The organism is Frigoribacterium sp. NBH87, assembly GCF_014217665.1.
Classification (GTDB): domain Bacteria; phylum Actinomycetota; class Actinomycetes; order Actinomycetales; family Microbacteriaceae; genus Frigoribacterium; species Frigoribacterium endophyticum.
In genome coordinates, this window is the sequence record NZ_CP043650.1 from 83,964 (window position 1) to 108,959 (window position 24,996).

The window sequence follows — 24,996 nt, forward strand, 5'->3', positions numbered from 1 at the left end:
GTCCGTTACGCTGGTCACCGGCTGCCCGGGGCGGCCGCACCTGGAGGAGGACCGTGGCCGCGAAGACGACCGGCAAGACCGTCAAGAAGGCGTCGGTCAGCGTCGACCAGGTCGCGTGGCACCAGATCCGGCCGGCCCCCGTCGTGCTCGTGAGCGGGCCGGAGCAGTTCCTCGCCGACCGGGCCGTCAGGCAGCTGCGCGACCAGCTCACGGCGGAGGACCCGAGCCTCGAGGTCAACGACCTCGAGGCCGACCACTACCAGCCGGGCGAGCTCATCTCGCTCGCGAGCCCCTCCCTGTTCGCCGAGCCGCGCCTCATCCGGGTCTCCTCCGTCGAGAAGTGCACCGACGCGTTCCTCACCGAGACCCTCCGGTACCTCGAGTCGCCCGCCGACGACACGTACCTCGTGCTCCGGCACGGCGGCGGCGTGAGGGGCAAGAAGCTCCTCGACGCGCTCCGGTCCGGGCTCGGCGGCGGCTTCGAGGTCGTCTGCGCCGAGCTCAAGAAAGAGACCGAGAAGCTCGACTTCGCCGCCGCCGAGTTCCGGGCCGAGCGTCGTCGGGTCACGTCGGGGGCCCTCCGCGCCCTCGTGACGGCCTTCAACGACGACCTCGCCGAGCTGGCCAGCGCGTGCCAGCAGCTGATCTCCGACGCGGCGGACGAGATCACGGAGGCGACGGTCGAGAAGTACTACGCCGGCCGTGTCGAGACGAACGCCTTCAAGGTGGCCGACATGGCGATCGCGGGTCGGCAGGGCGAGGCCCTGGTGCTCCTCCGGCACGCGCTGTCGTCCGGGGCGGATCCGGTGCCCGTGGTGGCCGCGTTCGCGATGAAGGTCCGCACGATGGCGAAGGTGCAGGGCTCGTACGGGCCGTCGGGCCAGCTGGCCTCGCGCTTCGGCATGGCGCCGTGGCAGGTCGAGCGGGCACAGCGCGACGTGCGTGGCTGGAGCGAGGACGGCCTCGGGCGGTGCATCGAGCTCATCGCCGAGACCGACGCCGCCGTCAAGGGCGCCGAGCGCGACGCGATCTACGCCCTCGAGCGCATGGTGACCGCCGTCGCCACCCGCGGCTCCCTCGCCCGCTGACCCGCGCCTCCCCGGCCCCCGCGCGGCGACTTCCTCGCCCACCGACCCGCGCCTCCCCGGGCCCCGCCCGGCCCCGCGACTTCCTCGCCCGCTGACCCGCGCCTCCCCGGGCCGCCCCGCCCCGCGACTCCCCGGCCTTCTGACCCGCGCCTCCCCGGTCCCCGCCCCGCCCCGCGACTCTTCGGGCCGCCCCGCTCCGCGCCCTCGCGCCCGCCCGAAGACGGGCCGTCCTGCGTCCGTCGCGCGCCCGCGACGGTCGGCAACTCCTGCTCACGGTCGCGCGCGCGGCGGGTCGCCCGCCCCGGCGAGCACCCCGCAGGAGTTGTCAACGGTCCGCGGAGTAGGCGCGGTGCCCGTGCCGTGGCTGCCCAGCACGCTCGGCGGAGCACGACGTGCGTCGGCAATTCCTGCTCCTGGTAGCGCGAGCCGCGTGGGGGGACGACCCGGCGGGCATCCCGCAGGAGTTGTCGACGGTCCGCGGGGGAGGCGCGGTGCCGGTTCGGCCGTTCCGCGGGCGCTCGTCGCCGTGGAGCGTGCGCGTCGGCAACTCCTGCTCCGTGTCGCGGGAGCGGCGTGGGGGCCGACCCGGCGGGCATCCCGCAGGAGTTGCCGACGGTCCGCGGGGGAGGCGCGGTGCCGGCTGGGCCGTTCCGCGGACGCTCGTCGCCGTGGAGCGTGCGCGTCGGCAACTCCTGCTCCGTGTCGCGGGAGCGGCGTGGGGGCCGTTCCGGCGCGCAGGCCGCAGGAGTTGCCGACGGTCCGCGGGGGAGGCGCGGTGCCGGTTCGGCCGTTCCGCGGGCGCTCGTCGCCGTGGAGCGTGCGCGTCGGCAACTCCTGCTCCGTGTCGCGGGAGCGGCGTGGGGGCCGACCCGGCGGGCATCCCGCAGGAGTTGTCGACGGGCCGCGGGGGAGGCGCAGTGCCGGTTCGGCCGTGCCGCGGACGCTCGTCGCCGTGGAGCGTGCGCGTCGGCAACTCCTGCTCCGTGTCGCGGGAGCGGCGTGGGGGCCGCCCCGGCGGGCACGCCGCAGGAGTTGCCGACAGGGCCCGCCCGCAGCCGCGGCCGCCGGCCGCGGGCACGACGAAGGCCCCGTCTCCGAGGAGACGGGGCCTTCGTCGTCGACGACCAGGTCGTCGGGGATGCTGCGTCAGCGACGCCTCACCGGGGGTCGGCTCAGAGAGCGCTGACCTGCTTGGCGATGGCCGACTTGCGGTTCGCGGCCTGGTTCTTGTGGATGACGCCCTTGCTGGCGGCCTTGTCGAGCTTCTTCGCCGCGAGGGCGAGGGTGCTGGTGGCCTTGTCCTTGTCGCCCGAGACGATGGCCTCTCGCGTGGCGCGGATCGCGGTCTTGAGCTCGCTCTTGACGGCCTTGTTGCGGTCCTGGGCCTTCTTGTTGGTGCCGATGCGCTTGATCTGCGACTTGATGTTTGCCACGTTCGCTACTTCCTTGGTTTCTGTGTCTGGACGAGTGATGCGCCAGCCGACCGGAGGACGGTGCGTCCTGCCCGGGCTGCCGCCGGTGCTGCCACCGGAGCGGCTCACGGCTGGGATCGCGTTCCGTCAGTTCAGACGTAACGCGCAAGCCAACAGGCAACGTTACCAGTCGCGTCCGTCATCCTCAACGACCGAGGGGCCGGAGGCGCGGCGTGTCGCCCGTAGTACCGTTCAGCATGCCTTCGCTCGCCCCGCACGTCGTGTCCGTCCCCACCTCCGGCATCCGACGCATCTTCGAGATCGCGGCGAAGCTGGACGACGTCGCGATGCTCGTCGTGGGGGAGCCCGACGTGCCCGTGCCGCACCACGTCGCCGACGCGGCGAGGCGCGCCTGGGCCGACGACCGCACGAACTATACGCCGAACGGCGGCGTCCCGGCGCTCCGCGAGGCCCTCGTGGCGAAGCTCGCCCGCGAGAACGACGTCCACGTCGACGTCGAGCAGGTCTGGGTGACGGTCGGCGCCACGCAGGCCCTGCACCAGACGATGGGCCTGCTGCTGGCCGCGGGCGACGAGGTCCTCGTGCCCGACCCCGGCTACACGACCTTCACGATGAACGCGCGGATGCTCGACGCCGTCCCCGTGCCCTACGCGCTGTCGCCCCAGCGCGGCTTCGTGCCGCACGTCGACGACCTCGAGAAGCTCGTCACGCCGCGCACCCGGGTGATCATCGTCAACTCGCCGTCGAACCCCCTCGGCGTCGTCTACGAGCGGGAGGTGCTCCAGTCGCTCCTCGACTTCGCGGCGCGCCACGACCTCTGGGTGATCAGCGACGAGGTCTACGAGTACTTCACCTACGGCACGCCCCACGTCAGCCTCGCGAGCCTCGACGCCGACGACCGCGTCTTCAGCGTCTTCTCGACGAGCAAGACGTACGCGATGACCGGGGTCCGGGTCGGCTACCTCGTGACGCCGCGCGGCCTCGCCGACACGATGCGCACGGTGCAGGAGGCCGCGATCAGCTGCGTCGCCGAGCCCGACCAGCTGGCGGCCCTCGCGGCCGTGCTCGGCGACCACTCGCCGGTCTCCGAGGCCCGCGAGCACTACCGCAGCAACCTCGAGCTGGCGAAGGGCCTGCTCGACGAGCGGGGCATCCGCTACCTCGACCCGCAGGGCGCCTTCTACCTCTGGATCGACGTCGGCCACGCCTCGCAGGGCGACGTCGCCGCCTGGGCGGAGGACCTCTTGTTCCAGCACCGCGTCGCCGTCGCGCCGGGCAGCGCGTTCGGCCGCTCCGGCGAGGGCTGGATCCGCGTCTGCCTCGCCTCGTCGCCCGAGGTGATCACGCGGGGCCTGGCCGCGCTGCCCGCTCCCGGCGACCCGCGACGCCCGCTCGGCCGCGCCTCCGTCGTGTCGTCCGACTGAGCGTCGCGTCACTCGGCTGACCCGTCCGGTGTCTTCGGCACCCCGTCCTGCGTCTCAGGCACCCCGGGCGAGGGCGGGCCCCCGGCCGTTTCCGGGGGTCAGCCCCCGAGGAGTCGCGGGTCGATTTTCCTAGCCTCGGTGCATGACCTCGACCACCACCGCCCCCGCCCCGTCCCCCTCCGTCGCCGCCCCCGCCGCCGCCTCCGCGCCCCTCAGCATCACGAGCCTCGTGCTCGGCCTGGTCTCCGTCGCCGCGGGCTTCACCCTCGTCGTGCCGATCGTCGGCCTCGTGCTCGGCGTCCTCGCGCGCCGTCGCGAGCCCGAGGCGCGCACGTTCTCGACGATCGGCATCGTCGCCAACGCCGTCATGCTCGCGGGCGCGGCGATCGTGCTGGGCCTCGGCCTGGCCGTGGGCGTCCCGCTCGGCGTCGCGCACCTCCTCGGCGGCCTCGGCTAGGCGGCCCGGGCCGACCCGCCGGGGGCGCGGGTCGGCGCTGCCGGGCCCTCGCCGCGTCGCCGGCGTGGGAGAATGCTCGGACCCCCGCCCGCCACCCCAGAGGACCGTGTGAGCCCCCAAGCACTCCGAGCACTCGAGCCGGCCCAGACCGCGCCCGAGCAACTCCGCAACTTCTGCATCATCGCGCACATCGACCACGGCAAGTCGACGCTGGCCGACCGCATGCTCGGCATCACCGGCGTCGTCGAGAGCCGCGCCATGCGCGCCCAGTACCTCGACCGCATGGACATCGAGCGCGAGCGCGGCATCACGATCAAGAGCCAGGCCGTCCGCATGCCGTGGGAGCGCGACGGGGCGACCTACGCGCTGAACATGATCGACACCCCCGGGCACGTCGACTTCAGCTACGAGGTCTCCCGATCGCTCGCCGCCTGCGAGGGCGCGATCCTCCTCGTCGACGCCGCGCAGGGCATCGAGGCCCAGACGCTGGCGAACCTCTACCTGGCGCTCGAGAACGACCTCGAGATCATCCCGGTGCTCAACAAGATCGACCTGCCCGCGGCCGACCCCGACAAGTACGCGGCCGAGCTCGCGAGCCTGATCGGCGGCGACCCCGCCGACGTCCTCCGCGTCAGCGGCAAGACCGGCATGGGCGTCGAGGAGCTCCTCGACCGTGTGGTCGACCGCATCCCGTCGCCGGTCGGCGTCGCCGACGCGCCGCCGCGAGCGATGATCTTCGACTCGGTCTACGACAGCTACCGCGGCGTCGTCACCTACATCCGCATGATCGACGGCACGCTGCACCCTCGCGAGAAGGTGCAGATGATGTCGACGAAGTCGACGCACGAGATCCTCGAGATCGGCGTCTCGTCGCCGGAGCCGGTGCCGAGCGCGGGGCTCAGCGTCGGCGAGGTCGGGTACCTCATCACCGGCGTGAAGGACGTCCGGCAGTCGAAGGTCGGCGACACCGTCACGACCCACGCGAAGCCGGCCACCGAGGCGCTGCCGGGCTACACCGAGCCGCTCCCGATGGTGTTCTCGGGCCTGTACCCGATCGACGGCAGCGACTACCCCGACCTCCGGGAGGCGCTCGACAAGCTGAAGCTCTCCGACGCGGCGCTGGTCTACGAGCCCGAGACGTCGGTGGCCCTCGGCTTCGGCTTCCGCTGCGGGTTCCTCGGCCTGCTGCACCTCGAGATCATCACCGAGCGGCTCGAGCGCGAGTTCGGCCTCGACCTGATCACGACGGCGCCGAGCGTGGTCTACGAGGTCACGGCGGAGGACGGCAAGACCGTCACCGTGACCAACCCCAGCGAGTTCCCCGGCGGCAAGATCGCCAGCGTCCGCGAGCCGATGGTGAAGGCCGCCATCCTCGCCCCGAAGGACTACGTCGGCGTGATCATGGAGCTGTGCCAGCAGCGCCGCGGGTCGCTGCTCGGCATGGAGTACCTCGGCGAGGACCGCGTCGAGATCCGCTACGCGATGCCGCTCGGCGAGATCGTCTTCGACTTCTTCGACAGCCTCAAGTCGAAGACGGCCGGCTACGCGAGCCTCGACTACGAGCCCACCGGCGAGCAGGAGGCCGACCTGGTCAAGGTCGACATCCTGCTGCAGGGCGAGCAGGTCGACGCCTTCAGCGCCATCGTCCACCGCGACAAGGCCTACGCCTACGGCGTGCTGATGACCGGGCGCCTCCGCGAGCTCATCCCGCGCCAGCAGTTCGAGGTGCCCATCCAGGCCGCGATCGGCGCGCGGATCATCGCGCGCGAGAGCATCCGCGCGATGCGCAAGGACGTCCTCGCCAAGTGCTACGGCGGCGACATCACCCGCAAGCGCAAGCTGCTCGAGAAGCAGAAGGAGGGCAAGAAGCGCATGAAGACCATCGGTCGCGTGGAGGTCCCCCAGGAGGCGTTCATCGCCGCCCTCTCCGGCGACACGGAGAAGAAGGACAAGAAGTAGCCCCATGCGCCGAGCCACCCACACCGAGACCCGGACCACCTACGGCGAGGTCGGGGCCACCCAGGCCGCCGACCTGATGCAGTACCCGCCGGTCGGCTTCACCCCGGTCGAGTACCGCACCCGGGTGGGCCACGGCGACGCGCGCTTCGAGGCGGCCTGCATCGCCGCCCTGACCTGGAAGATCCAGGAGCGCAGCGGCATCACGGTGCGCGTCGACGACGTGCCGCCCGCCGACGACACCGGCTACGTGCCGGTGACGTTCGACGAGTCGGGCGAGCCGGTCGACCCGGCGCACTGGAGCGAGGAGCGCCCCGACGAGTCGCGCTACGCGCCCGACGGCACGCCCTTCCTCACGGCCGGCACGACCGCGACGCTCGTCATCTCTGCCTGGGGCCGCCAGGTGGAGGCGCCGGTGCGGGTCGTCTACGTCGTCGACGAGCCGAAGCGCAAGGGCTTCGCCTACGGCACGCTCGAGGGCCACCCCGAGAGCGGAGAAGAGAGCTGGATCGTCGACCAGACCGACGACGGCTCGGTGTGGCTGACGATCCGTGCCTTCTCGCGCCCGAGCACGTGGCGCTGGCGCCTCGTGTCGCCGTTCATGAAGCGCACGCAGACCCTCTACACGAAGCGCTACCTCCAGGCCCTGAGCCAGAACGACGAGACCGGCGACGCGAGCGAGACCGTGCCGAGCGTCGACGACGTCGACCTCGCGGCCGCCGCCGAGGCCGCGGCGGACGACGAGGAGTCGCGCCGTCACGGTCCCGACGAGGTCCGCGACGTGCGTCCGGGCCACTGACGGTGCCCGGAGCCCTCCCCGTCGCCGACCCGGCCCCCGCCGACGGAGCCCTGCCCGCCTCCGTGGTCGAGGGCGTCGCCGACCGCGACCTCGGCGTCTACCTCCACGTCCCGTTCTGCCGTGTCCGCTGCGGCTACTGCGACTTCAACACCTACACGGGCGACGAGCTGCGCGGGGCCCGTCGAGACGACTACGCCTCGCAGGCGGTGGCCGAGGTCGCCCAGGCCGGCCGTGTGCTCGAGCGGGCGGGCCTGCCGCCGCGCCGCGCCTCCACCGTGTTCTTCGGCGGTGGCACCCCGACGATGCTGCCGCACACCGACCTCGCGACGATGCTGCACGCCGTCGTCGACACCTGGGGGCTGGAGGCGGGGGCCGAGGTCACGACGGAGGCCAACCCGGACAGCGTCGACGCGGAGTACCTGCGCGCCCTCGCGGCCGCCGGCTTCACCCGGGTCAGCTTCGGCATGCAGTCGGCCGTGCCGAGCGTGCTGGCGACGCTCGAGCGCACCCACGACCCCGAGCGGATCCCGCTCGTCGTGGCCTGGGCGCGGGAGGCCGGCCTCGACGTCAGCCTCGACCTCATCTACGGCACGCCGGGCGAGACCCTCGACGACTGGACGCGGTCGCTCGACGTCGCGCTCGCGCAGGAGCCCGACCACCTCTCGGCCTACGCCCTGATCGTCGAGGACGGCACGAAGCTCGCCCGGCAGATCCGTCGCGGCGAGGTCGCGCAGCCCGACGACGACACGGCCGCCGACATGTACGAGCTGGCCGACGCCCGCCTGGCCGAGGCCGGCTACGACTGGTACGAGGTGAGCAACTGGTCGAGGGGCGTCGAGCACCGGTCGCGCCACAACCTGTCGTACTGGACGGGCCAGGACTGGTGGGGCGTCGGGCCCGGTGCGCACAGCCACGTGGGCGGCGTCCGCTGGTGGAACGTCAAGCACCCGGCCGCCTACGCCCAGCGGATGACCGCGGGGGAGTCGCCCGGGGCGGGGCGGGAGACCCTCGACGACGAGACGCGCCGGGTCGAGCGCGTGCTGCTCGCCGTCCGCACCCGGGACGGCCTGCCGACGAGCGACCTCGACGCGACGGGCCGGGCGGCGGTCGCCGGGCTCATCGCGGACGGCTGGATCGACGGCCGCGCCGCCCTAGCAGGCCGTGTCGAGCTGACGCGCACCGGGCGCCTGATGGCCGACGCCGTCGTCAGCCGGCTGCTCCCGGCGTGACGCGAGGCGCGCCTCCCCGGGGGAGACGCGCCTCGGTGGGTGCGGCGACGCCGTCGCCTCGGCGGGCTACGCCTTGATGAACTCGATCGTCAGCGGGTACTTGTAGTACTCGCCCTTGTTCGCGGCCAGGGCCGCGAGGATGCTGAAGACGAGGATGACGATGGCGACGGCGGCCGAGATCAGGTAGCCGACGAGCACGATCCAGAGCAGGGCACCGACCACGCTCGCGATCGTCATCGTGATCTGGAAGTTGAGCGCCTGACGCGTGTGCTCCCGGATGAACGGACCGCGGTCCTTCAGCACGAGGTAGCCGACGAGCGCCGGGATGAACCCGAACAGGATCCCGCCGACGTGGATCAGCGTCGACCAGAGCTTCTCATCCTCGGGGCGGAGGGGCTGGCCGGCCTGCTGGTAGCCGGCACCGCCGCCCGGGGCCTGCTGGCCCCAGGGCTGCTGCTGGCCGTAGGGCTGCGGGCCGCCCTGCGGCGCCTGCTGGCCCGATGCCTGCTGGCCGTACGGCGGCGGGCCGGGCTGGCCGGCCGGGCCGCCCTGGCCGGGCTGCTTGGCATAGGGGTCGTGCGGCTCTGCGGGCGGGGTGTCGGTCATCTGCTCACCTGGTTCGTCGTGGTCGGAGGTGACGGCCTCCCGCCCCGGAGGGGCCGGTGCCCGAGGGCGTCGACCGGACCGCGCGGTCCGGTGTCCGTCACGCCGAGCATAGGACAGGGAGGCGCGGCGCGAGTAGGTGCCGCCAGGCCGGTGGCGTAGCATTGGCAGTCTGGTACGGCGAGTGCCAGCCGGTCCGTGTCGACGCCCCCGGGGCGCACCGGGCCCGTGGTGCGATGAGGAGGTGTGCGGTGGTCTCGGAACGAGGGCTCGAGGTGCTGCGCGTCATCGTGCACGACTACGTCGCCTCCCGCGAGCCCGTGGGCTCGAAGTCCATCGTCGAGCGGCACCAGTTCGGCGTCTCCGCCGCGACGATCCGCAACGACATGGCCCTCCTCGAGGAGGAGGAGCTCATCGCGGCCCCGCACACCTCGAGCGGCCGCGTCCCCACCGACAAGGGGTACCGCCTCTTCGTCGACCAGCTCGCCGACCTCCGCCCGCTCAGCGCCGCGCAGCGCCAGGCGATCGAGACCTTCCTCGGCGACTCCACCGACCTCGACGAGGTCCTCGGCCGCACCGTCCGCCTGCTCAGCCAGCTGACGAACCAGGTCGCCCTCGTCCAGTACCCCTCCTTCTCGCGGGCCCGCGTCCGCCACGTCGAGCTCGTCAGCCTCGCCGAGCGCCGGGTCATGACGGTGCTCATCACCGACACGGGCCAGGTCGAGCAGCGGGTCGTCGAGCTCCCCGCGCCGGTCGACGAGTCCTTCCTCGGCGAGCTGCGCTCCTCGCTCAACGCCCTCGTCGGCGGGGCTGCCCTGAGCGCCGCCGCGACCGCGCTGGCCGACCTGCCGGCACAGCACCCGCCCGAGCGCGCGGCCACCGTCGGGCTCCTCGTGGCGAGCCTCGTCGAGCAGCTCGCCACCGGCCGCCAGGACCGCCTGGTCATGGCGGGCGCGGCGAACCTCGTCCGCATCGGCGACGACTTCAGCGGCAACCTCTACCCCGTCCTCGAGGCCATCGAGGAGCAGGTGGCGCTGCTCCGGCTCTTCGGCGAGATGCAGCTCGACGCCGTCGACGTCGCCGCCAGCATCGGCCGCGAGAACGAGTCGTTCGGGCTCTCGCAGGCGTCCGTCCTCGCGAGCGGCTACTCGTCGTCGGGCAGCGAGATCGCCCGCCTGGGCGTGCTCGGCCCGATGCGCATGGACTACTCCACCAACATGGCGGCGGTCCGGGCGGTCGCCCGCTACCTCTCGTCCCTGCTCTCCGAGCGCTGACGAGGGCCGGCGCCGGCCTGCGGCCCCGACCACCGACTCCACCCCCAGACACGACACACGACCAGCAGACATCCCACCCAGACATCCGCTCCGCGGCCCCCGCGGAGCGCAGACGCACACCAGAGGCAGACGAGGACCAGTGGCAGATCATTACGACGTGCTCGGAGTCGACCGCTCGGCGACCCCGGAGGAGATCAAGAAGGCGTACCGCCGGCTCGCCCGCGAGCTGCACCCCGACGTGAACCCCAGCCCGGAGGCGTCCGAGCGGTTCAAGGACGTCACCCACGCCTACGACGTCCTCAGCGACCCCCAGCAGCGGGAGCGCTACGACCTCGGCCCCCAGACCGGCTTCGGCGGGGGCGGCGGCGCCGCGGGCTTCGGCGACATCTTCGACGCCTTCTTCGGCGGCGGGGGAGGCGGCGGCCAGCGCCAGGGGCCGAGGTCGCGTCGCGAGCGCGGCCAGGACGCCCTGCTCCGCCTCGAGGTCGACCTGGAAGAGATCGTCTTCGGCACGCAGCGCGACATCGAGGTCGACACCGCAGTTCTCTGCGAGACCTGCTCCGGGTCCTGCTGCGCGCCCGGCACCTCGCCCCAGACCTGCGACATCTGCCACGGCTCGGGCCAGATCCAGCGTCAGGTCCGCTCGCTGCTCGGCAACGTCATGACCTCCAGCCCCTGCGGCACCTGCCGCGGCTACGGCACCGTCATCCCGAACCCGTGCCCGACCTGCCAGGGCCAGGGCCGCGTCCGCGCCCGCCGCACCATCCCCATCGACATCCCCGCGGGCGTCGACACCGGCCTCCGCCTCCAGCTGCCCGGGCAGGGCGAGGTCGGCCAGGCCGGCGGCCCCAACGGCGACCTCTACCTCGAGGTCAAGGTCCGCCACCACGAGACGTACAGCCGCAACGGCGACGACCTGCTGGCGACGCTCGAGGTGCAGATGTCCGACGCGATCCTCGGCACCGAGACGACCCTCGACGGCCTCGACGGCGCGGTGGAGATCGAGCTCAAGCCGGGCACCCAGAGCGGCGACGTGCTGACCGTCCGCGACCGCGGGGTCACGAAGCTCCGCGGCACGGGCCGCGGCGACCTCAAGATCGGCGTGCAGGTGGTGACGCCGACCAAGCTCAGCCACAAGGAGCGCGAGCTGATCGAGAAGTTCGCCGCCGGCCGTCGCGAGCAGGCGCCCGAGCTGTCGCAGTTCCAGCAGGGCCTGTTCGGCAAGCTGCGCGACCGGTTCCTCAACTTCTGATCGTGGCGCACTTCTACCTGGTCGACGACCTGACGGAGGCGGTGGCCGGCTCGACCGTCACGGTCACCGGCGCCGAGGCACGGCACGCCGTCACCGTCAGCCGGGTGCGGGTCGGCGAGCAGCTCACGCTCGGCGACGGCCGCGGCACGGTCGTGCGCGGCGAGGTGACCGAGGCGACCGGCGACCGGCTGTCGCTGATGGCGGCGACCGTCACCGCGCATCCCCGGCCCGGGGTCCGGATCGCGCTGGCCCAGGCCCTCGCCAAGGGCGACCGCGACGAGCTGGCCGTCCAGGCCGCGACGGAGCTCGGCGTCGACGAGGTCGTCCCCTGGTCGGCGTCGCGGTCGGTGTCGCGCTGGGAGGGCGCCAAGGTCGCGAAGGGCACGAGCCGCTGGCGGGCGATCACCCGCGAGGCGACGAAGCAGGCGATCCGGCCCTGGGCGCCCGAGGTGCTCGACCTCGCGACGACGAAGCAGCTCGCGGCCCGCACGGTGCTCGGCCCGGTGCTCGTGCTGGAGCCGACGGCCGACCTCGCGCTCTCCGCGGTCGACCTCCCGCCCGAGGGAGGCGCGGGCTCGGTCGTCACGGTGGTGGTCGGCCCCGAGGGCGGCGTCTCGCCCGCCGAGCTCGCCCTCTTCGTCGACGCGGGCGCCACGCTCGCGAGGCTCGGCGACAGCGTGCTGCGGACCTCGACGGCGGGCCCGGCGGCCCTGGCCGTCCTCAGCGTGCGGCTCGGTCGCTGGTAGGCGGCCCCGTCGTCGACGTCGGGCCGGTGTCACCGGCCGCCGGTACGATGAGCGGCATGTCCGACGACCAGACCAGCCAGGCCCCCGGCGGCTCCGACCAGCCGTCCGTCTTCAGCCGCATCGTCGCGCGCGAGATCCCGGCCGACATCGTCTTCGAGAACGAGCGGGTCATCGCGTTCCGCGACGTCGAGCCCAAGGCTCCCGTCCATCTGCTCGTCGTCCCCAAGACCGAGCGGTGGCACGACGTCGCCGAGCTGGCCGCGGGCGACCCCGCGCTGCTCGCCGAGATCGTGGCGACGGCCTCGGCCCTGTCGGCCGACCCGGCCGTCTTCCGCTCCGACGACGGCACCGACCTCTCGGTCGGCCGCGGCGAGTTCCGGCTCGTCTTCAACACCGGCCCCTCGGCCGGCCAGACCGTGTTCCACGTGCACGCCCACGTGCTCGGGGGACTCCTCCAGGAAGGCACCCTTGCCCACTAGCGACACTCCGTCCACCGGCTCCGACGCCCGCGCCGAGGGCGCGACCCGGGTCGACATCACCGTCGACGGCGTCGCGATGGTCCAGCTGCTCGGTCCCCACGACCGGCTCCTCAAGACCGTCGAGAAGCAGTACCCCGACGTCCGCGTGCTCGTGCGGGGCAACGAGGTCGGACTCGAGGGGCCGGCGGCGTCGGTCGCCCGGGCCCGGGGGCTCGTCGACGAGCTCGTCTCGCTGGTGCGCAACGGTCACGACCTCGTCCCGGCCGAGGTCGAGACCAGCGCGAAGCTGCTCGACTCCGGGCAGGCCGCGCCCGCGGACGTCTTCGGCCAGCCGATCGTCTCGAGCCGCGGCAAGTCCGTCCGGGCGAAGACGCTCGGCCAGGCCCGCTACGTCGAGGCGATCGACCAGCACACCATCACGTTCGGCATCGGCCCCGCGGGCACCGGCAAGACCTACCTCGCCATGGCGAAGGCGGTCCAGGCCCTGCAGCGGCGCGAGGTGCAGCGCATCATCCTCACGCGCCCCGCCGTCGAGGCGGGGGAGCGCCTGGGCTTCCTCCCCGGCACCCTCACCGACAAGATCGACCCGTACCTCCGCCCGCTGTACGACGCGCTCAACGAGATGATGGACCCGGAGATCGTGCCCAAGCTGCTCGCGGCCGGCACCGTCGAGGTCGCCCCGCTCGCCTACATGCGCGGCCGGACGCTGAACGACGCCTTCGTCGTGCTCGACGAGGCGCAGAACACGACGCCCGAGCAGATGAAGATGTTCCTCACCCGGCTCGGCTTCGGCTCCCGCATGGTCGTGACGGGCGACGTCACCCAGATCGACCTGCCGACCGGCGCGAGCGGGCTCCAGCTCGTGACCCGCGTGCTCGACGGCATCGACGACATCCACTTCGCCCGCCTGACGAGCGACGACGTCGTCCGGCACACCCTCGTCGGCCGGATCGTCGACGCCTACACGACGTACGACGCCGAGCGGCAGGCGCAGCGCGCCCACCGAGAAGAGCAGGCGGCGGCCGCGCGGCCCTCGTCCGCCGACGGGGCGTCGCGGTCGACGGGAGGCAGCCGATGAGCATCGAGGTCAACAACGAGTCGAGCATCGAGGTCGACGAGGCCGCGCTGCAGCGGCTCGCGACCTTCGCCCTCGACCAGATGCACGTGCACCCCGAGGCCGAGCTGGCGATCGTGCTCGTCGACGAGGCCGCCATGGAGCAGCTGCACGTCCAGTGGATGGACGAGCCGGGCCCGACCGACGTGCTCAGCTTCCCCATGGACGAGCTGCGCCCCGGCACGGAAGACGACCCCACCCCGGCCGGTCTGCTCGGCGACATCGTGGTCTGCCCGCAGGTCGCGGTCTCGCAGGCGGCGACGGCAGGCCACTCGCCCCTCGACGAGATGCTGCTGCTCACCTGCCACGGCGTCCTGCACCTGCTCGGCTTCGACCACGCCGAGCCGGAGGAGGAGCGCGAGATGTTCGGGCTGCAGCGCGAGATCCTGGCCGCCTTCGCGGCCGCCGACGAGAGACGGTGACGCCGTGATGGTCACCGTGTTCGTCATCGTGGCCGTCGTGCTCGTCGTCCTCGGAGGGCTGCTCGCGGCCGTCGACTCGGCCCTGGGCGTCCTCAGCCGGGGCGACCTGCACGAGGAGGCCGAGGCCTCCCCGCGCAGCCGGTCGGCCCTGCTCGCCGTCGCCGACGACGTCGGCGCCCACGTCAACGCCGTCAACTTCATGCGCATCGTCGCCGAGACGTCGGCGGCCGTGCTCGTCACGCTCTCGTTCGCGACGGCCGTCGACCAGTGGTGGCTGGCCCTGCTGCTGTCGGCGCTCATCATGACCGTCGTGTCGTTCGTGCTGGTGGGCTCGAGCCCCCGCAGCGTCGGCCGTGCCCACGCCCGCGGGCTCGTGGTCGTCACGGCCGGGCTAGTCCGGGCCCTGCGGCTCGTGCTCGGCCCCCTGGCCGACGCCCTGGTCGCCGTCGGCAACCGGGTCACCCCGGGGCGGCCGCGCACCGCGTCCTTCTCGTCGGAGGAACAGCTGCTCAGCATGGTCGACGAGGCCACCGAGCTCGACGTGCTCGAGGAGGACGACCGGGAGCTCATCCACTCGATCTTCGAGTTCAGCGACACCGTCGTCCGCGAGGTCATGGTGCCCCGCACCGACATGGTGACCGTCGAGGCGACGGCGACCGTCGGCTCGGCCATGAGCCTCTTCCTCGGCCGGGGCGTGTCCCGCGTGCCGGTCGTCGGCCGCGACAGCGACGACGTCGTCGGGGTGGTCTACCTCCGTGACCTCGCCCGGCGCCTGCACGAGCACGTCGGCGACGACTCGGCGCCGGTCGTGGCGCTCGCCCGCCCCGCCCTCTTCGTCCCCGAGTCGAAGAAGGCCGACGACACCCTCCGCCAGATGCAGGTCGACAAGAACCACCTCGCGATGGTCGTCGACGAGTACGGCGGCATCGCCGGGCTCGTCACCCTGGAGGACCTCATCGAGGAGCTCGTCGGAGACATCAGCGACGAGTACGACCGCACGGTCGCCGCCCACCGTGAGGTCAGCCCCGGGGTCTTCCGCGTCAGCGCGCGCATGCCCGTCGACGAGCTCGGCGACCTGTTCGGCCTCGAGCTCGACGACGACGACGTCGACTCCGTCGGCGGCCTCCTCACCAAGGCCCTCGGCAGGCTGCCCGAGAAGGGCTCGGTCGTGACCGTGTCCGGTCTCGTGCTGACCGCCGACCGGACCGAGGGCCGCCGGCACGACCTCCAGACCGTGCTCGTCGAGCGCAGTCCCGACCTGACGGCCGCCGAGGCCGACCCCGCACCCGCCACGACGAGAGAAGCACCATGACGAACACCGACGACGCCGACCGCACCTCCGCCGCGCCTCCGGCGGGGTCCACCTACCGCGCGGGCTTCGTCTCGTTCGTCGGCCGCCCGAACGTCGGCAAGTCCACGCTGACGAACGCCCTCGTCGGCGAGAAGGTGGCGATCACGTCGTCGAAGCCGCAGACGACGCGCCGCGCCATCCGCGGCATCGTCCACCGCGAGGTCGGTCAGCTCGTCGTCGTCGACACCCCGGGCATGCACCGCCCCCGCACCCTCCTCGGCGAACGCCTCAACAGCGTCGTCCAGACGACGCTCGGCGACGTCGACGTCATCGGCTTCTGCGTGCCGGCCGACGAGAAGATCGGCCCCGGCGACAAGTTCATCAACGAGCAGCTCGACGCCTTCCCCCGGGCGAAGAAGGTCGCCATCGTGACGAAGACCGACACGATCTCGCGGCCCGCCGTGGCGGAGCAGCTGCTCGCCGTGAGCAAGCTGCGCGACTGGGAGGCGATCATCCCGCTCTCCGCCGTCGAGGGCGTGCAGCTCGACGTGCTCACCACCGAGCTGATCAAGCTGATGCCGGTCTCGCAGCCGCTCTACCCGGCCGACGCCGTCACGGAGGAGGTCGTGCAGGACAGGATCGCCGAGTTCATCCGCGAGGCCGCCCTCGAGGGCGTGGAGGACGAGCTGCCCCACTCGCTGGCCGTCACGATCGACGACATGATCGAGCGCGACGACCGCGACCTGCTCGAGATCTACGCGAACCTCTTCGTCGAGCGCGACAGCCAGAAGGGCATCGTCATCGGGGGAGGCGGCGCTCGCCTCCGTGAGGTCGGCGCCCGCGCCCGCGCACAGATCGAGCCGCTCGTCGGCAAGCAGGTCTTCCTGTCGATCCGGGTCAAGGTCGCGAAGGACTGGCAGCGCGACCCGAAGCTGCTCGGCCGCCTCGGCTTCTGACCAGGGCGGTGTCCCTCCACAGGATGATCCCCGTCGTCCTCTCGTCGTCCGGGGTGCCGTCGGTGTCGTCGGGCGGGGTCGCGGGCCGTACGGTGGTGCGGTGATCTTCCGACGACTCGCCCCGTACCAGGTGGTCGTCGACGTGTCGGCCGCGGTCGTCCTCGGGGTCGTCGCGCTGGGGCTCAGCGCGGGAGGCACGGCGGCCGGGCTGGTGATCGCGGGCATGACGGCGACTCTCGCCGTCCGGCGGCTCGCCCCGGGCCCGTCGCTCGCGCTCGCCTGGGTGGTGGCGATCGGCGAGATGCTCTCGCAGACCAGCCCCGGCGTGAGCAACCTGGCGATCTGCGCGGTGCTCTACACGGTCGCCGCCTACGGCACCGAGGCGACGAAGTGGGCGGGGCTCGTCTCCACGGTCGTCGGGGCCGCCGTGGGCACCTTCTACGTGACGAGCGTGCAGACCACGCTCTTCGGCATCGACTACACGGTCTACGGCCTGCAGGACGTCGTGCGGATCCTGCTCCAGCTGGGCATCACCTTCCTCGGTTTCCTCGCCCTCCTCGGCCTGCCGTGGGCGGGCGGCCTGCTGGCGCGGGCACGGTCGTCCGAGCGCCTCAGCCGTGAGGCGCAGCTCATCGCCGAGCGCGAGACGGCCCGGGCGGAGGGCGAGGTCGCCCGCATCGAGCGGGAGGCCGCCCGGGCCGAGCGCGACGTGGCGGTCGAGCAGGAGCGCAACCGCATCGCCCGCGACATGCACGACGTCGTCGCGCACTCCCTGGCCGTCGTCATCGCCCAGGCCGACGGCGCGCGGTACGCGGCAAGGGTCGACGCCGGGTCGGTCGACGACGCCCTCGTCACCATCGCGACCACGGCCCGGGAGGCGCTGGGCGACGTCCGCGTGCTGCTCGGGCAGCTCCGCCACAGCCAGGGGGAGGCGCCCCAGCCGGCCCTCGGCGACCTCGACCGGCTGCTGGAGCAGATGCGCGCCTCCGGCCTGGTCATCGAGCACCGGGTGCAGGGCGAGGCGCAGGTGCTGGGCACCAACCGGCAGCTCGCGGTCTTCCGGATCGTGCAGGAGTCGCTGACGAACGTGCTGCGCCACGGCGCCGCGGGCGCGCCCGTCGACCTCCTCTTCGACTGGCGCTACGAGGCCCTCCACCTGGTCGTCACGAACGTCGTCCGGCCCGCCACCCAGCCCGTCGACACCCGCCCCGGCGGAGACGACCGCCGCGGCGGCGGGCACGGCCTCGACGGGATGCGCGAGCGCGCGACCCTCGCCGGGGGCTCGCTGACCACGCAGGACGCCGACGGCCGCTTCGTCGTGCACGCCGTCGTGCCCACCCTCGCCCTCACCCAAGAAGTAGGAATCCGCCGATGAGCCCCACCACGCCCGCCACCGCCGTCCGAGTCGCGCTCGTCGACGACCAGGCCCTCTTCCGGGCCGGCATCAAGATGCTCGTCAGCTCGCAGCCCGACCTCGAGTTCGTCGGCGAGGCCAGCAACGGGGAGGAGGGCGTCGCCATGGTCGCGGCGACCCGCCCCGACGTGGTGCTGATGGACATCCGCATGCCCGTCATGGACGGCATCGCCGCGACGACGGCCGTCCTCGCCCAGGCGCAGGCCGCCTCCCGCAAGCCGCCACGCGTCATCGTGCTCACGACCTTCGACCTCGACGAGGCCGCGACCCGGGCCATCCGAGGCGGGGCCAGCGGGTTCGTCCTCAAGGACGCCGACCCCGAGTTCCTGCTCGCGGCGATCCGGACCGTGCACGCCGGCAACGCCGTCATCGCCGCCTCCGCCACCCGCGAGCTCTTCGAGCACTTCGACGGGCGGTCGGCGCGGGCCGCCGCGGTGCCCGTCGCGTTCGGCACGCTCACCACGCGCGAGCGCGACATCTTCGACCTCGCCGCCCGCGGGCTCAGCAACTCCGAGATCGCCGGGCGGGAGTACCTCAGCGAGGCCACGGTCAAGACGCACATCAGCCGCGTGCTGTCGAAGCTGTCGCTGCGCGACCGGGTGCAGCTGGTCGTCTACGCGTACGAGCACGGGCTGGCGGAGTAGGCGGGCGCCTGCGTCGTCACGGTCCTGCGGGCCGTCGGGGTCGGTGCTAGCCTCGGCACGTGCTCACCTGTGTGCTCCTCCTCCTTCGCCGCCGCGACGAGTCCTGACCCTGGCCTCCCTCGTCGCGGAGTTCGCCGTCGGCCGACCCACACGCGAAGACAGCCCCTCGCGGGGCGAGAGAGACCTGAGACCATGAAGAACGCACAGCAGCCCTCGGCCATGCCGATCCACAAGTACCGCCCGTTCCACGAGCAGATCGTCGTCGACCTGCCCGACAGGACGTGGCCCGCCAAGCGGATCGAGCAGGCCCCGCGCTGGTGCGCCGTCGACCTCCGCGACGGCAACCAGGCGCTGATCGACCCGATGAGCCCCGAGCGCAAGCGCATCATGTTCGACCTGCTGGTCGGCATGGGCTACAAGGAGATCGAGGTCGGCTTCCCGAGCGCCTCGCAGACCGACTTCGACTTCGTCCGCAGCCTCATCGACGAGGGCGCCATCCCCGACGACGTGACGATCCAGGTGCTGACGCAGGCGCGAGAGCACCTCATCGCACGCACGTACGAGTCGATCGCGGGGGCGAAGCAGGCGATCGTCCACCTGTACAACAGCACGAGCGTCCTCCAGCGTGACGTCGTCTTCCGCACCGACCGCCAGGGCATCGTCGACATCGCCCTGGAGGGCGTCCGGCTCTGCCGCGAGCACGAGGCGACGATCCCCGAGACGACCGTGTTCTACGAGTACTCGCCCGAGAGCTACACCGGCACCGAGCTGGAGTTCGCGCGCGACATCTGCAACCAGGTGATCGAGGCCTTCGACGCGACTCCTGACCGCCCCGTGATCATCAACCTGCCGGCCACCGTCGAGATGGCGACGCCGAACGTGTACGCCGACTCGATCGAGTGGATGCACCGCAACCTGGCGCGTCGCGACAGCGTCATCCTGTCGCTGCACCCCCACAACGACCGCGGCACCGGCATCGCCGCCGCCGAGCTGGGCTACCTGGCCGGCGCCGACCGCATCGAGGGCTGCCTCTTCGGCAACGGCGAGCGGACGGGCAACGTCGACCTCGTCGCCCTGGGCATCAACCTGTTCACGCAGGGCATCGACCCGCAGATCGACTTCAGCGACCTCGACATGGTCAAGCGCACCGCGGAGCACTGCAACCAGCTGCCCGTCCACGAGCGCAGCCCCTGGGCGGGTGACCTGGTCTACACGGCCTTCTCCGGCTCGCACCAGGACGCCATCAAGAAGGGCTTCGAGGCGATGGCCGCGACCGCCGCCGAGCGGGGCGTCGACGTCGACCAGCTCGAGTGGGCCGTGCCCTACCTGCCGGTCGACCCGAAGGACCTCGGCCGCAGCTACGAGGCCGTCATCCGCGTCAACTCGCAGTCCGGCAAGGGCGGCGTGGCCTACCTGCTCAAGGCCGACCACGCGATCGACCTGCCCCGCAAGCTGCAGATCGAGTTCAGCGGCGTCGTGCAGTCGCGCACCGACGCCGAGGGCGGCGAGATGACGAGCGCGCACATCTGGTCGATCTTCCAGGACGAGTACCTGCCCGCCGACGACGCCGACGAGAAGTGGGGCCGCTTCGAGCTGACCCGCACGGGCACGTCGAGCGACATGAGCGGCGAGACCAGCCTCGACGTCGAGCTGCGCGTCGGCGACGAGCGTCAGCTGACGACGGGTCGCGGCACCGGTCCGATCGCGGCGTTCCTCTCCGTGCTCAGCGAGCAGGGCGTCTCGGTGAAGCTGTACGACTTCGTCGAGCACACGCTCAGCGCGAGCGGCGACGCGCAGGCCGCGGCGTACGTCGACCTCGACGTCGACGGCACGCGCCTCTGGGGCGTCGGGATCGACGCCGACAGCTCCACCGCGTCGCTCAAGGCGATCGTCTCGGCCGTCAACCGGGCCATCCGCCAGACGTCGGAGACGCGCGAGCTCGCCGCCGTCTAGCCCTCGTGGCCGGGGCTCGAGCCCGTGGCCTCTGCCGTGGCCGTGGCTCGAGGCGGTGGCCTCTGCCGTGGCCGTAGCTGCAGCCGCAGCCGCAGCCTCGGCTTCTGGCCGGCCTCGTCGGCTCGTCACGCGCATCCCCCCCGGTCGGCAACTCCTGCACACCGTCGTCCAGAGCGACGCTGGAGCCGCTGGCGCGCCACGGGGCAGGAGTTGCCGACCGGGCTGTCGCGGGGGCCCGGCGAGCGGGGGCCCGGCGCGAGCGGGGGCAGCGGCCCGCGACCGCGAGGAGGCGCGGGCCGGCTCAGCGGGGCCGGCGCCAGCGGGGCAGGCGGCTGAGCGAGCGTTGCTCGGGCAGCGTCCAGCCGAAGCGCACGGCCAGCAGCCGGATCACCAGCGTCACTGACGTGCCGATCACGGCGGCGGCCGCCGCGGGCACGCCGAGGGAGACGAGGCTGACGAGCACCACGGTGCCGCCCGCGGCCGCGACGGCGTAGAGCGACCCCACGTGCATCATCGCGATCGTGAGGTTCATGAGGACGTCGCGGAGCACCGAACCGCCCACGGCGGAGATCACCCCCACGAAGATCGCCGGGATCTCCGGCAGCCCGAGCGACAGCGCCTTCGTCGAGCCGATCGCGCCGAAGAGCCCGATCGTCAGGGCGTCGAGGGCCGTGATGACGCTGGCGAGCCGGTGGAAGAGGCGCTGCAGCGCCATTCCGACGAGCGCGGCGGCGACCGCGACCAGCAGGTACCAGTTGCTCGCCATCATGCGCGGCACCTGCCCGAGCAGGACGTCGCGGAGGATGCCGCCGCCGAGCCCGGTCGCGATGCCGATGATGGCGACGCCGAGCAGGTCGAGGCGGCGGTCCTTGAACTCGGAGGCGAACATCGCGCCCTGGAGGCTCCCCACGCCGACGGCCAGGAGATCAGCCCAGAGGGGGATGGCGAAGGCCGTGGCGTGCATCCGACGTTTGTACCACGCGTGGGATCATGGGTCGGTGCCCGTCTACCGTGATGAATGCGTCGTGCTGCGCACCCACAAGCTGGGTGAGGCCGACCGCATCGTCACCATGCTCAGCCGCCAGCACGGCAAGATCCGAGCCGTCGCCAAGGGCGTCCGTCGCACCGCGTCGAAGTTCGGGGCCCGCCTCGAGCCGATGATGGTCGCCGACCTGCAGCTCTACGAGGGCCGCTCGCTCGACATCGTTCAGCAGGCGGAGTCCCTCGGCTCGTACGGCGCCCTCATCGCGAGCGACTACGCCAGCTACACCGCCGGCAGCGTCATGGTCGAGACGGCCGACAAGCTGACGGAGGCGGAGGCCGGCCTCCAGCAGTACCTCCTGCTGGTGGGGGCGCTGCGGTCGCTCTCGCGGCACGAGCACGCGCCGCAGCTGACGCTCGACTCGTACCTCCTCCGGGCCCTCAGCGTCGCCGGGTGGTCACCCAGCTTCGGGGACTGCGCCGTCACGGGTGCACCCGGGCCGCACTCGGCGTTCGTCGTCCAGCTGGGCGGTGTCGTCGCGGACTCGCACGCGCCTCCCGGGGCTCCTCGCCTGTCGCGCGAGGCGCTCGGCCTCCTCGCCGCACTGCTCACCGGCGACTGGGCCACCGCGGAGGCGGCGAGCGAGGCGACGCGCAACCAGGCCAGTGGCGTCGTCGCGGCCTACACGCAGTGGCACCTCGAGCGTGGCCTCCGGTCGATGCAGCACCTCGACCGCGAGCCGGGGCGACCGCAGCTCTCGCCCGGCGTCCGCGCGACGGCCGCGGCCGAGGCGGCAGCACTCGCGGCCACCGTCGTGCCCGTGCCCGTGCCCGCGGTCCATCCGACCACCCCGACCCTGCACGCCCCCGGAGGGACCCCGTGAAGAAGACCCACCGCGACGCCGTCGACTTCCGCCCCCTCGACTGGACGGGCCTCTACCCGCCCGAGCTGCCCGCCGCGGCCGTGCCCGAGCACGTCGCCATCGTGATGGACGGCAACGGAAGGTGGGCCAACGGTCGCGGCCTGACGAGGGTGGAGGGCCACAAGGCCGGCGAGGCGAGCCTGCTCGACGTCGTCGCGGGCGCGATCCAGCTGGGCGTCAAGCACCTCAGCGTCTACGCCTTCTCGACCGAGAACTGGAAGCGCTCGCCCGACGAGGTGCGCTTCCTGATGGGCTTCAACCGCGAGGTGCTGCACCGTCGACGCGACCAGCTCAACGCCTGGGGCGTCCGGGTGCGCTGGGCGGGCCGGAAGCCGCGGCTGTGGGGCTCCGTCATCAAGGAGCTGCAGTTCGCCGAGCAGCTCACGCGCGACAACGACGTGCTGACCCTCACGATGTGCGTCAACTACGGCGGCCGCACCGAGATCGCCGACGCCGTCCGCGAGATCGCCGAGGGGGTCGCGGCCGGGCGCATCAAGCCGTCGGGGGTCAGCGAGAAGCTGATCCAGAAGCACCTCTACACGGCCGACCTCCCTGACGTCGACCTCTTCGTCCGCAGCTCGGGCGAGCAGCGGACGAGCAACTTCCTGCTGTGGCAGTCGGCCTACGCCGAGATGGTCTTCCTCGACACGCTCTGGCCCGACTTCACCCGCGAGGACCTCTGGGGAGCCGTCACCACCTACGCCCGTCGGGCGCGCCGGTTCGGCGGGGCCGTCGACGCTCCCGGCCATGGCGCCTGAGCCTCAGAACTGGACGTTGGCCCCGAGGAAGATGCGCTCGGCGGGCCAGAGGAACTGCAGCGTCAACGGCCCGTCGGCCTGACGGTGGAACCAGGCGTTGCCGAACACGACCTGCTCGCCGGGCAGCAGGTACCACGACGTCGCGTCGGCGGGGAACTGCGTCGCCAGCTCGGTCGACCAGCCCTGGCTCGTGATGAGGTCCTGCCCGGCGAAGGTGTCCTGCTGGGCGAGGTCGTTGCCGTACGACGAGTAGTCGGCCGAGAGGTCGGTGAGGTCGAGCCGGCGCTGCGAGGCGTTCGACAGCACGTAGACGGTCGCCTCGACCGTCGTGCCGGCCGGGTAGGGGTCGGTGCCGTCCGGCCGCGCGAAGATCGACGGTTCGGTGGTCGTGAGCTCACCGACGCCGTAGACGTAGATCGTGAGGTCCTTGTAGTTGACCTGGTTCAGCAGCGCGCCGCCGGGCACGAGGTCGTCGGCGGCCGAGCCGCCACCGGTGCCGGGCGCCCCGGTCACCTGGGGCTGCGGGACGCCGGAGGAGCCCTGCCCGGGGTCGGACCCCGACGCCCCGGACGAGCCGTCGGCGGGGCGCAGGGTGTCGAGGTCGGCGTAGCACCCGGTCAGCCCCAGGAGGGCCGCGGAGAGCAGGGCGGCGGAGGCGAGGGTTCTTCTCGACACGGGGCAGGCACCTCTCGGGCGGGAGGCCGGGCGGGCGGCACGGCGGGCGGATCGCCAGCCTAGCCGGGCCCCCCGACGCCGACGCGGGAGGCGGGGGCCGGAGCGGCCTCGGGCCCCACGACGCCCCGGAGCCCGTGCACCGCGGGATCGACCGCGTGCAGGGCCTCGGCCAGCAGCCGCACGCTCGGCACCCGTCGGGCCCCGCGTCGGTGGACCACGGAGATGACGCGGGCCATCCCGCGGGGCAGCGGCACGACCCGCACGCCGTCCGACACCGCCGCGGCCTGCAACGAGAGCCCCGGCAGGAGGGCGACGCCGAGCCCCGACGCGACGAGCCCGAGCACCGCGAGGGCGTTGTCGGTCTCGAGCACGATCTCGGGCTCGAAGCCCGCCGACGCGCACGACGCGAGCAGGTGACCCCGACAGCGCGGGCACCCGCCGATCCAGCGCTCCGCCGCGAGCGAGGCGAAGTCGTCGCCGGGCTGGAACCCGTGCGCGCGCGGCACCACGAGCACGGTCTCGTCGACGAACGCGGGGTGCTCCCGCAGGGAGTCCGGCAGCGGGGCCGGCGAGGGCGCGCCCGCCCCGGCGTGCCCGAAGACCAGGGCCACGTCGGCGAGGCCGTCCCTGACCAGGGCCAGCGCCTCCGGCGGCTCGGCCTCGACGTAGTCCACCCGCAGCCCGGGGCGGCTCCGGTGCAGGGCGGAGAGGACCTCGGGCACGAGGGTCGAGGAGGCGCTGGGGAAGCCCGCCAGGCGGACCCGGCCGGACGTCGCCCCGCCCAGGTGGTCGAGCTCCTGCCGCGCGGCGTCGAGCGCGGCCTGCACGTGCACGGCGTGCTCGGCGAGACGTCGGCCGGCCTCGGTGAGGGCGACCCCGCGGCCCGACCGCAGGACGAGCGGGTGGCCGACCCGCGCCTCCGCGCGTCGCAGGTGCTGGCTGACGGCGGGCTGGCTGTAGCCCAGGCGGGCGGCCGCCGCGGTGATGGTGCCCGTCTCGGCCAGGGCCCTCACGACCCGGAGGGTCTGCAGGTCGACGTCGTCGCTCATGGTTCGACCATAACCCCGGGTTATGGATGACGAGCAGAGCTGGCGGTTGTCGTGACGGAGGCGGGTCGTCACCCTG

At 72.8% G+C, this 24,996-nt stretch carries 23 protein-coding genes and 1 pseudogene; 19 read left to right on the forward strand and 5 right to left on the reverse strand.

Annotated elements, in window-relative coordinates; translation table 11 throughout:
* Positions 1-53 precede the first annotated feature (53 nt).
* On the forward strand, positions 54-1,088 hold the full coding sequence (gene holA / locus F1C15_RS00385) for a DNA polymerase III subunit delta (RefSeq protein WP_167259025.1): 1,035 nt from the start codon (positions 54-56) through the stop codon (positions 1,086-1,088).
* 1,172 nt (positions 1,089-2,260) lie between these two features.
* Here the strand turns inward: holA and rpsT are convergent.
* Positions 2,261-2,521 (reverse strand): 30S ribosomal protein S20, encoded by a 261-nt coding sequence (gene rpsT, locus F1C15_RS00390; protein ID WP_056054191.1) that lies wholly within the window; start codon positions 2,519-2,521, stop codon positions 2,261-2,263.
* Between the two features lie 236 nt (positions 2,522-2,757).
* Here rpsT and F1C15_RS00395 point away from each other — a divergent pair, with 236 nt between their 5' ends.
* The 5 genes from F1C15_RS00395 (at position 2,758) to hemW (ending at position 8,386) form a co-directional block, all read left to right on the forward strand.
* Positions 2,758-3,945, forward strand: a complete 1,188-nt coding sequence (locus tag F1C15_RS00395; RefSeq protein WP_185232354.1) for a pyridoxal phosphate-dependent aminotransferase — start codon at positions 2,758-2,760, stop codon at positions 3,943-3,945.
* 142 nt (positions 3,946-4,087) lie between these two features.
* Positions 4,088-4,402 (forward strand): hypothetical protein, encoded by a 315-nt coding sequence (locus F1C15_RS00400; protein WP_156369920.1) that lies wholly within the window; start codon positions 4,088-4,090, stop codon positions 4,400-4,402.
* 108 nt (positions 4,403-4,510) lie between these two features.
* On the forward strand, positions 4,511-6,361 hold the full coding sequence (gene lepA, locus F1C15_RS00405) for a translation elongation factor 4 (RefSeq protein ID WP_056054197.1): 1,851 nt from the start codon (positions 4,511-4,513) through the stop codon (positions 6,359-6,361).
* Positions 6,362-6,365: 4 nt separating this feature from the next.
* Complete coding sequence (locus tag F1C15_RS00410) at positions 6,366-7,157, forward strand: DUF1990 family protein (RefSeq protein WP_082514327.1); 792 nt, start codon at positions 6,366-6,368, stop codon at positions 7,155-7,157.
* A 2-nt stretch (positions 7,158-7,159) separates the two neighbouring features.
* Positions 7,160-8,386, forward strand: a complete 1,227-nt coding sequence (hemW, locus tag F1C15_RS00415) for a radical SAM family heme chaperone HemW (protein WP_185232356.1) — start codon at positions 7,160-7,162, stop codon at positions 8,384-8,386.
* A 66-nt stretch (positions 8,387-8,452) separates the two neighbouring features.
* Here the strand turns inward: hemW and F1C15_RS16000 are convergent, their stop codons facing one another.
* Positions 8,453-8,992, reverse strand: coding sequence for a DUF4870 domain-containing protein (locus tag F1C15_RS16000; protein WP_219731557.1), 540 nt, complete (start codon positions 8,990-8,992; stop codon positions 8,453-8,455).
* Between the two features lie 248 nt (positions 8,993-9,240).
* Between F1C15_RS16000 and hrcA the strand changes: the two genes are divergently transcribed.
* The 11 genes from hrcA to leuA all read left to right on the forward strand — a co-directional run bounded on the left by hrcA (position 9,241) and on the right by leuA (position 20,534).
* Positions 9,241-10,263, forward strand: coding sequence for a heat-inducible transcriptional repressor HrcA (gene hrcA / locus F1C15_RS00425; protein WP_056054204.1), 1,023 nt, complete (start codon positions 9,241-9,243; stop codon positions 10,261-10,263).
* Between the two features lie 139 nt (positions 10,264-10,402).
* Positions 10,403-11,515 (forward strand): molecular chaperone DnaJ, encoded by a 1,113-nt coding sequence (dnaJ, locus tag F1C15_RS00430; RefSeq protein ID WP_056054207.1) that lies wholly within the window; start codon positions 10,403-10,405, stop codon positions 11,513-11,515.
* Between the two features lie 2 nt (positions 11,516-11,517).
* Complete coding sequence (locus F1C15_RS00435; RefSeq protein WP_185232358.1) at positions 11,518-12,261, forward strand: 16S rRNA (uracil(1498)-N(3))-methyltransferase; 744 nt, start codon at positions 11,518-11,520, stop codon at positions 12,259-12,261.
* 56 nt (positions 12,262-12,317) lie between these two features.
* A complete protein-coding gene (locus F1C15_RS00440; RefSeq protein ID WP_056055846.1) occupies positions 12,318-12,740 on the forward strand; it encodes a histidine triad nucleotide-binding protein in 423 nt (140 codons plus the stop codon).
* Positions 12,730-13,818, forward strand: coding sequence for a PhoH family protein (locus F1C15_RS00445; protein ID WP_056054213.1), 1,089 nt, complete (start codon positions 12,730-12,732; stop codon positions 13,816-13,818). The genes F1C15_RS00440 and F1C15_RS00445 overlap by 11 nt, the downstream gene beginning before the upstream one ends.
* A complete protein-coding gene (gene ybeY, locus F1C15_RS00450; RefSeq protein ID WP_056054216.1) occupies positions 13,815-14,276 on the forward strand; it encodes an rRNA maturation RNase YbeY in 462 nt (153 codons plus the stop codon). The genes F1C15_RS00445 and ybeY overlap by 4 nt, the downstream gene beginning before the upstream one ends.
* 7 nt (positions 14,277-14,283) lie before the next feature.
* Positions 14,284-15,588, forward strand: coding sequence for a hemolysin family protein (locus tag F1C15_RS00455; protein WP_185233920.1), 1,305 nt, complete (start codon positions 14,284-14,286; stop codon positions 15,586-15,588).
* Positions 15,585-16,523, forward strand: a complete 939-nt coding sequence (era, locus tag F1C15_RS00460) for a GTPase Era (RefSeq protein ID WP_167259033.1) — start codon at positions 15,585-15,587, stop codon at positions 16,521-16,523. Before F1C15_RS00455 ends, era begins: the two co-directional genes overlap by 4 nt.
* Positions 16,524-16,623: 100 nt before the next feature.
* Positions 16,624-17,898 carry a sensor histidine kinase gene (locus F1C15_RS00465; RefSeq protein WP_056054226.1) on the forward strand — a complete coding sequence of 425 codons (1,275 nt, stop codon included), beginning with the start codon at positions 16,624-16,626 and terminating at the stop codon, positions 17,896-17,898.
* Positions 17,895-18,581 (forward strand): response regulator transcription factor, encoded by a 687-nt coding sequence (locus F1C15_RS00470; RefSeq protein ID WP_185232360.1) that lies wholly within the window; start codon positions 17,895-17,897, stop codon positions 18,579-18,581. The genes F1C15_RS00465 and F1C15_RS00470 overlap by 4 nt, the downstream gene beginning before the upstream one ends.
* Positions 18,582-18,773: 192 nt before the next feature.
* Positions 18,774-20,534 (forward strand): 2-isopropylmalate synthase, encoded by a 1,761-nt coding sequence (gene leuA, locus F1C15_RS00475; RefSeq protein WP_056054232.1) that lies wholly within the window; start codon positions 18,774-18,776, stop codon positions 20,532-20,534.
* A 301-nt stretch (positions 20,535-20,835) separates the two neighbouring features.
* Here leuA and F1C15_RS00480 read toward each other — a convergent pair whose 3' ends face one another.
* The gene (locus tag F1C15_RS00480; protein ID WP_056054235.1) at positions 20,836-21,498 is read right to left on the reverse strand and encodes a trimeric intracellular cation channel family protein; all 663 of its coding nucleotides are present in this window, start codon (positions 21,496-21,498) and stop codon (positions 20,836-20,838) included.
* 34 nt (positions 21,499-21,532) lie between these two features.
* Here F1C15_RS00480 and recO point away from each other — a divergent pair.
* Positions 21,533-22,252, forward strand: a pseudogene (gene recO, locus F1C15_RS00485) (DNA repair protein RecO); the annotation flags it as partial.
* Between the two features lie 143 nt (positions 22,253-22,395).
* Complete coding sequence (locus F1C15_RS00490) at positions 22,396-23,196, forward strand: isoprenyl transferase (RefSeq protein WP_185232363.1); 801 nt, start codon at positions 22,396-22,398, stop codon at positions 23,194-23,196.
* Between the two features lie 3 nt (positions 23,197-23,199).
* Here F1C15_RS00490 and F1C15_RS00495 read toward each other — a convergent pair whose 3' ends face one another.
* Both F1C15_RS00495 and F1C15_RS00500 read right to left on the reverse strand, forming a co-directional pair.
* On the reverse strand, positions 23,200-23,871 hold the full coding sequence (locus F1C15_RS00495; protein ID WP_167259037.1) for a hypothetical protein: 672 nt from the start codon (positions 23,869-23,871) through the stop codon (positions 23,200-23,202).
* 59 nt (positions 23,872-23,930) lie between these two features.
* The gene (locus tag F1C15_RS00500; protein WP_185232365.1) at positions 23,931-24,920 is read right to left on the reverse strand and encodes a LysR family transcriptional regulator; all 990 of its coding nucleotides are present in this window, start codon (positions 24,918-24,920) and stop codon (positions 23,931-23,933) included.
* Positions 24,921-24,996: the final 76 nt, after the last annotated feature.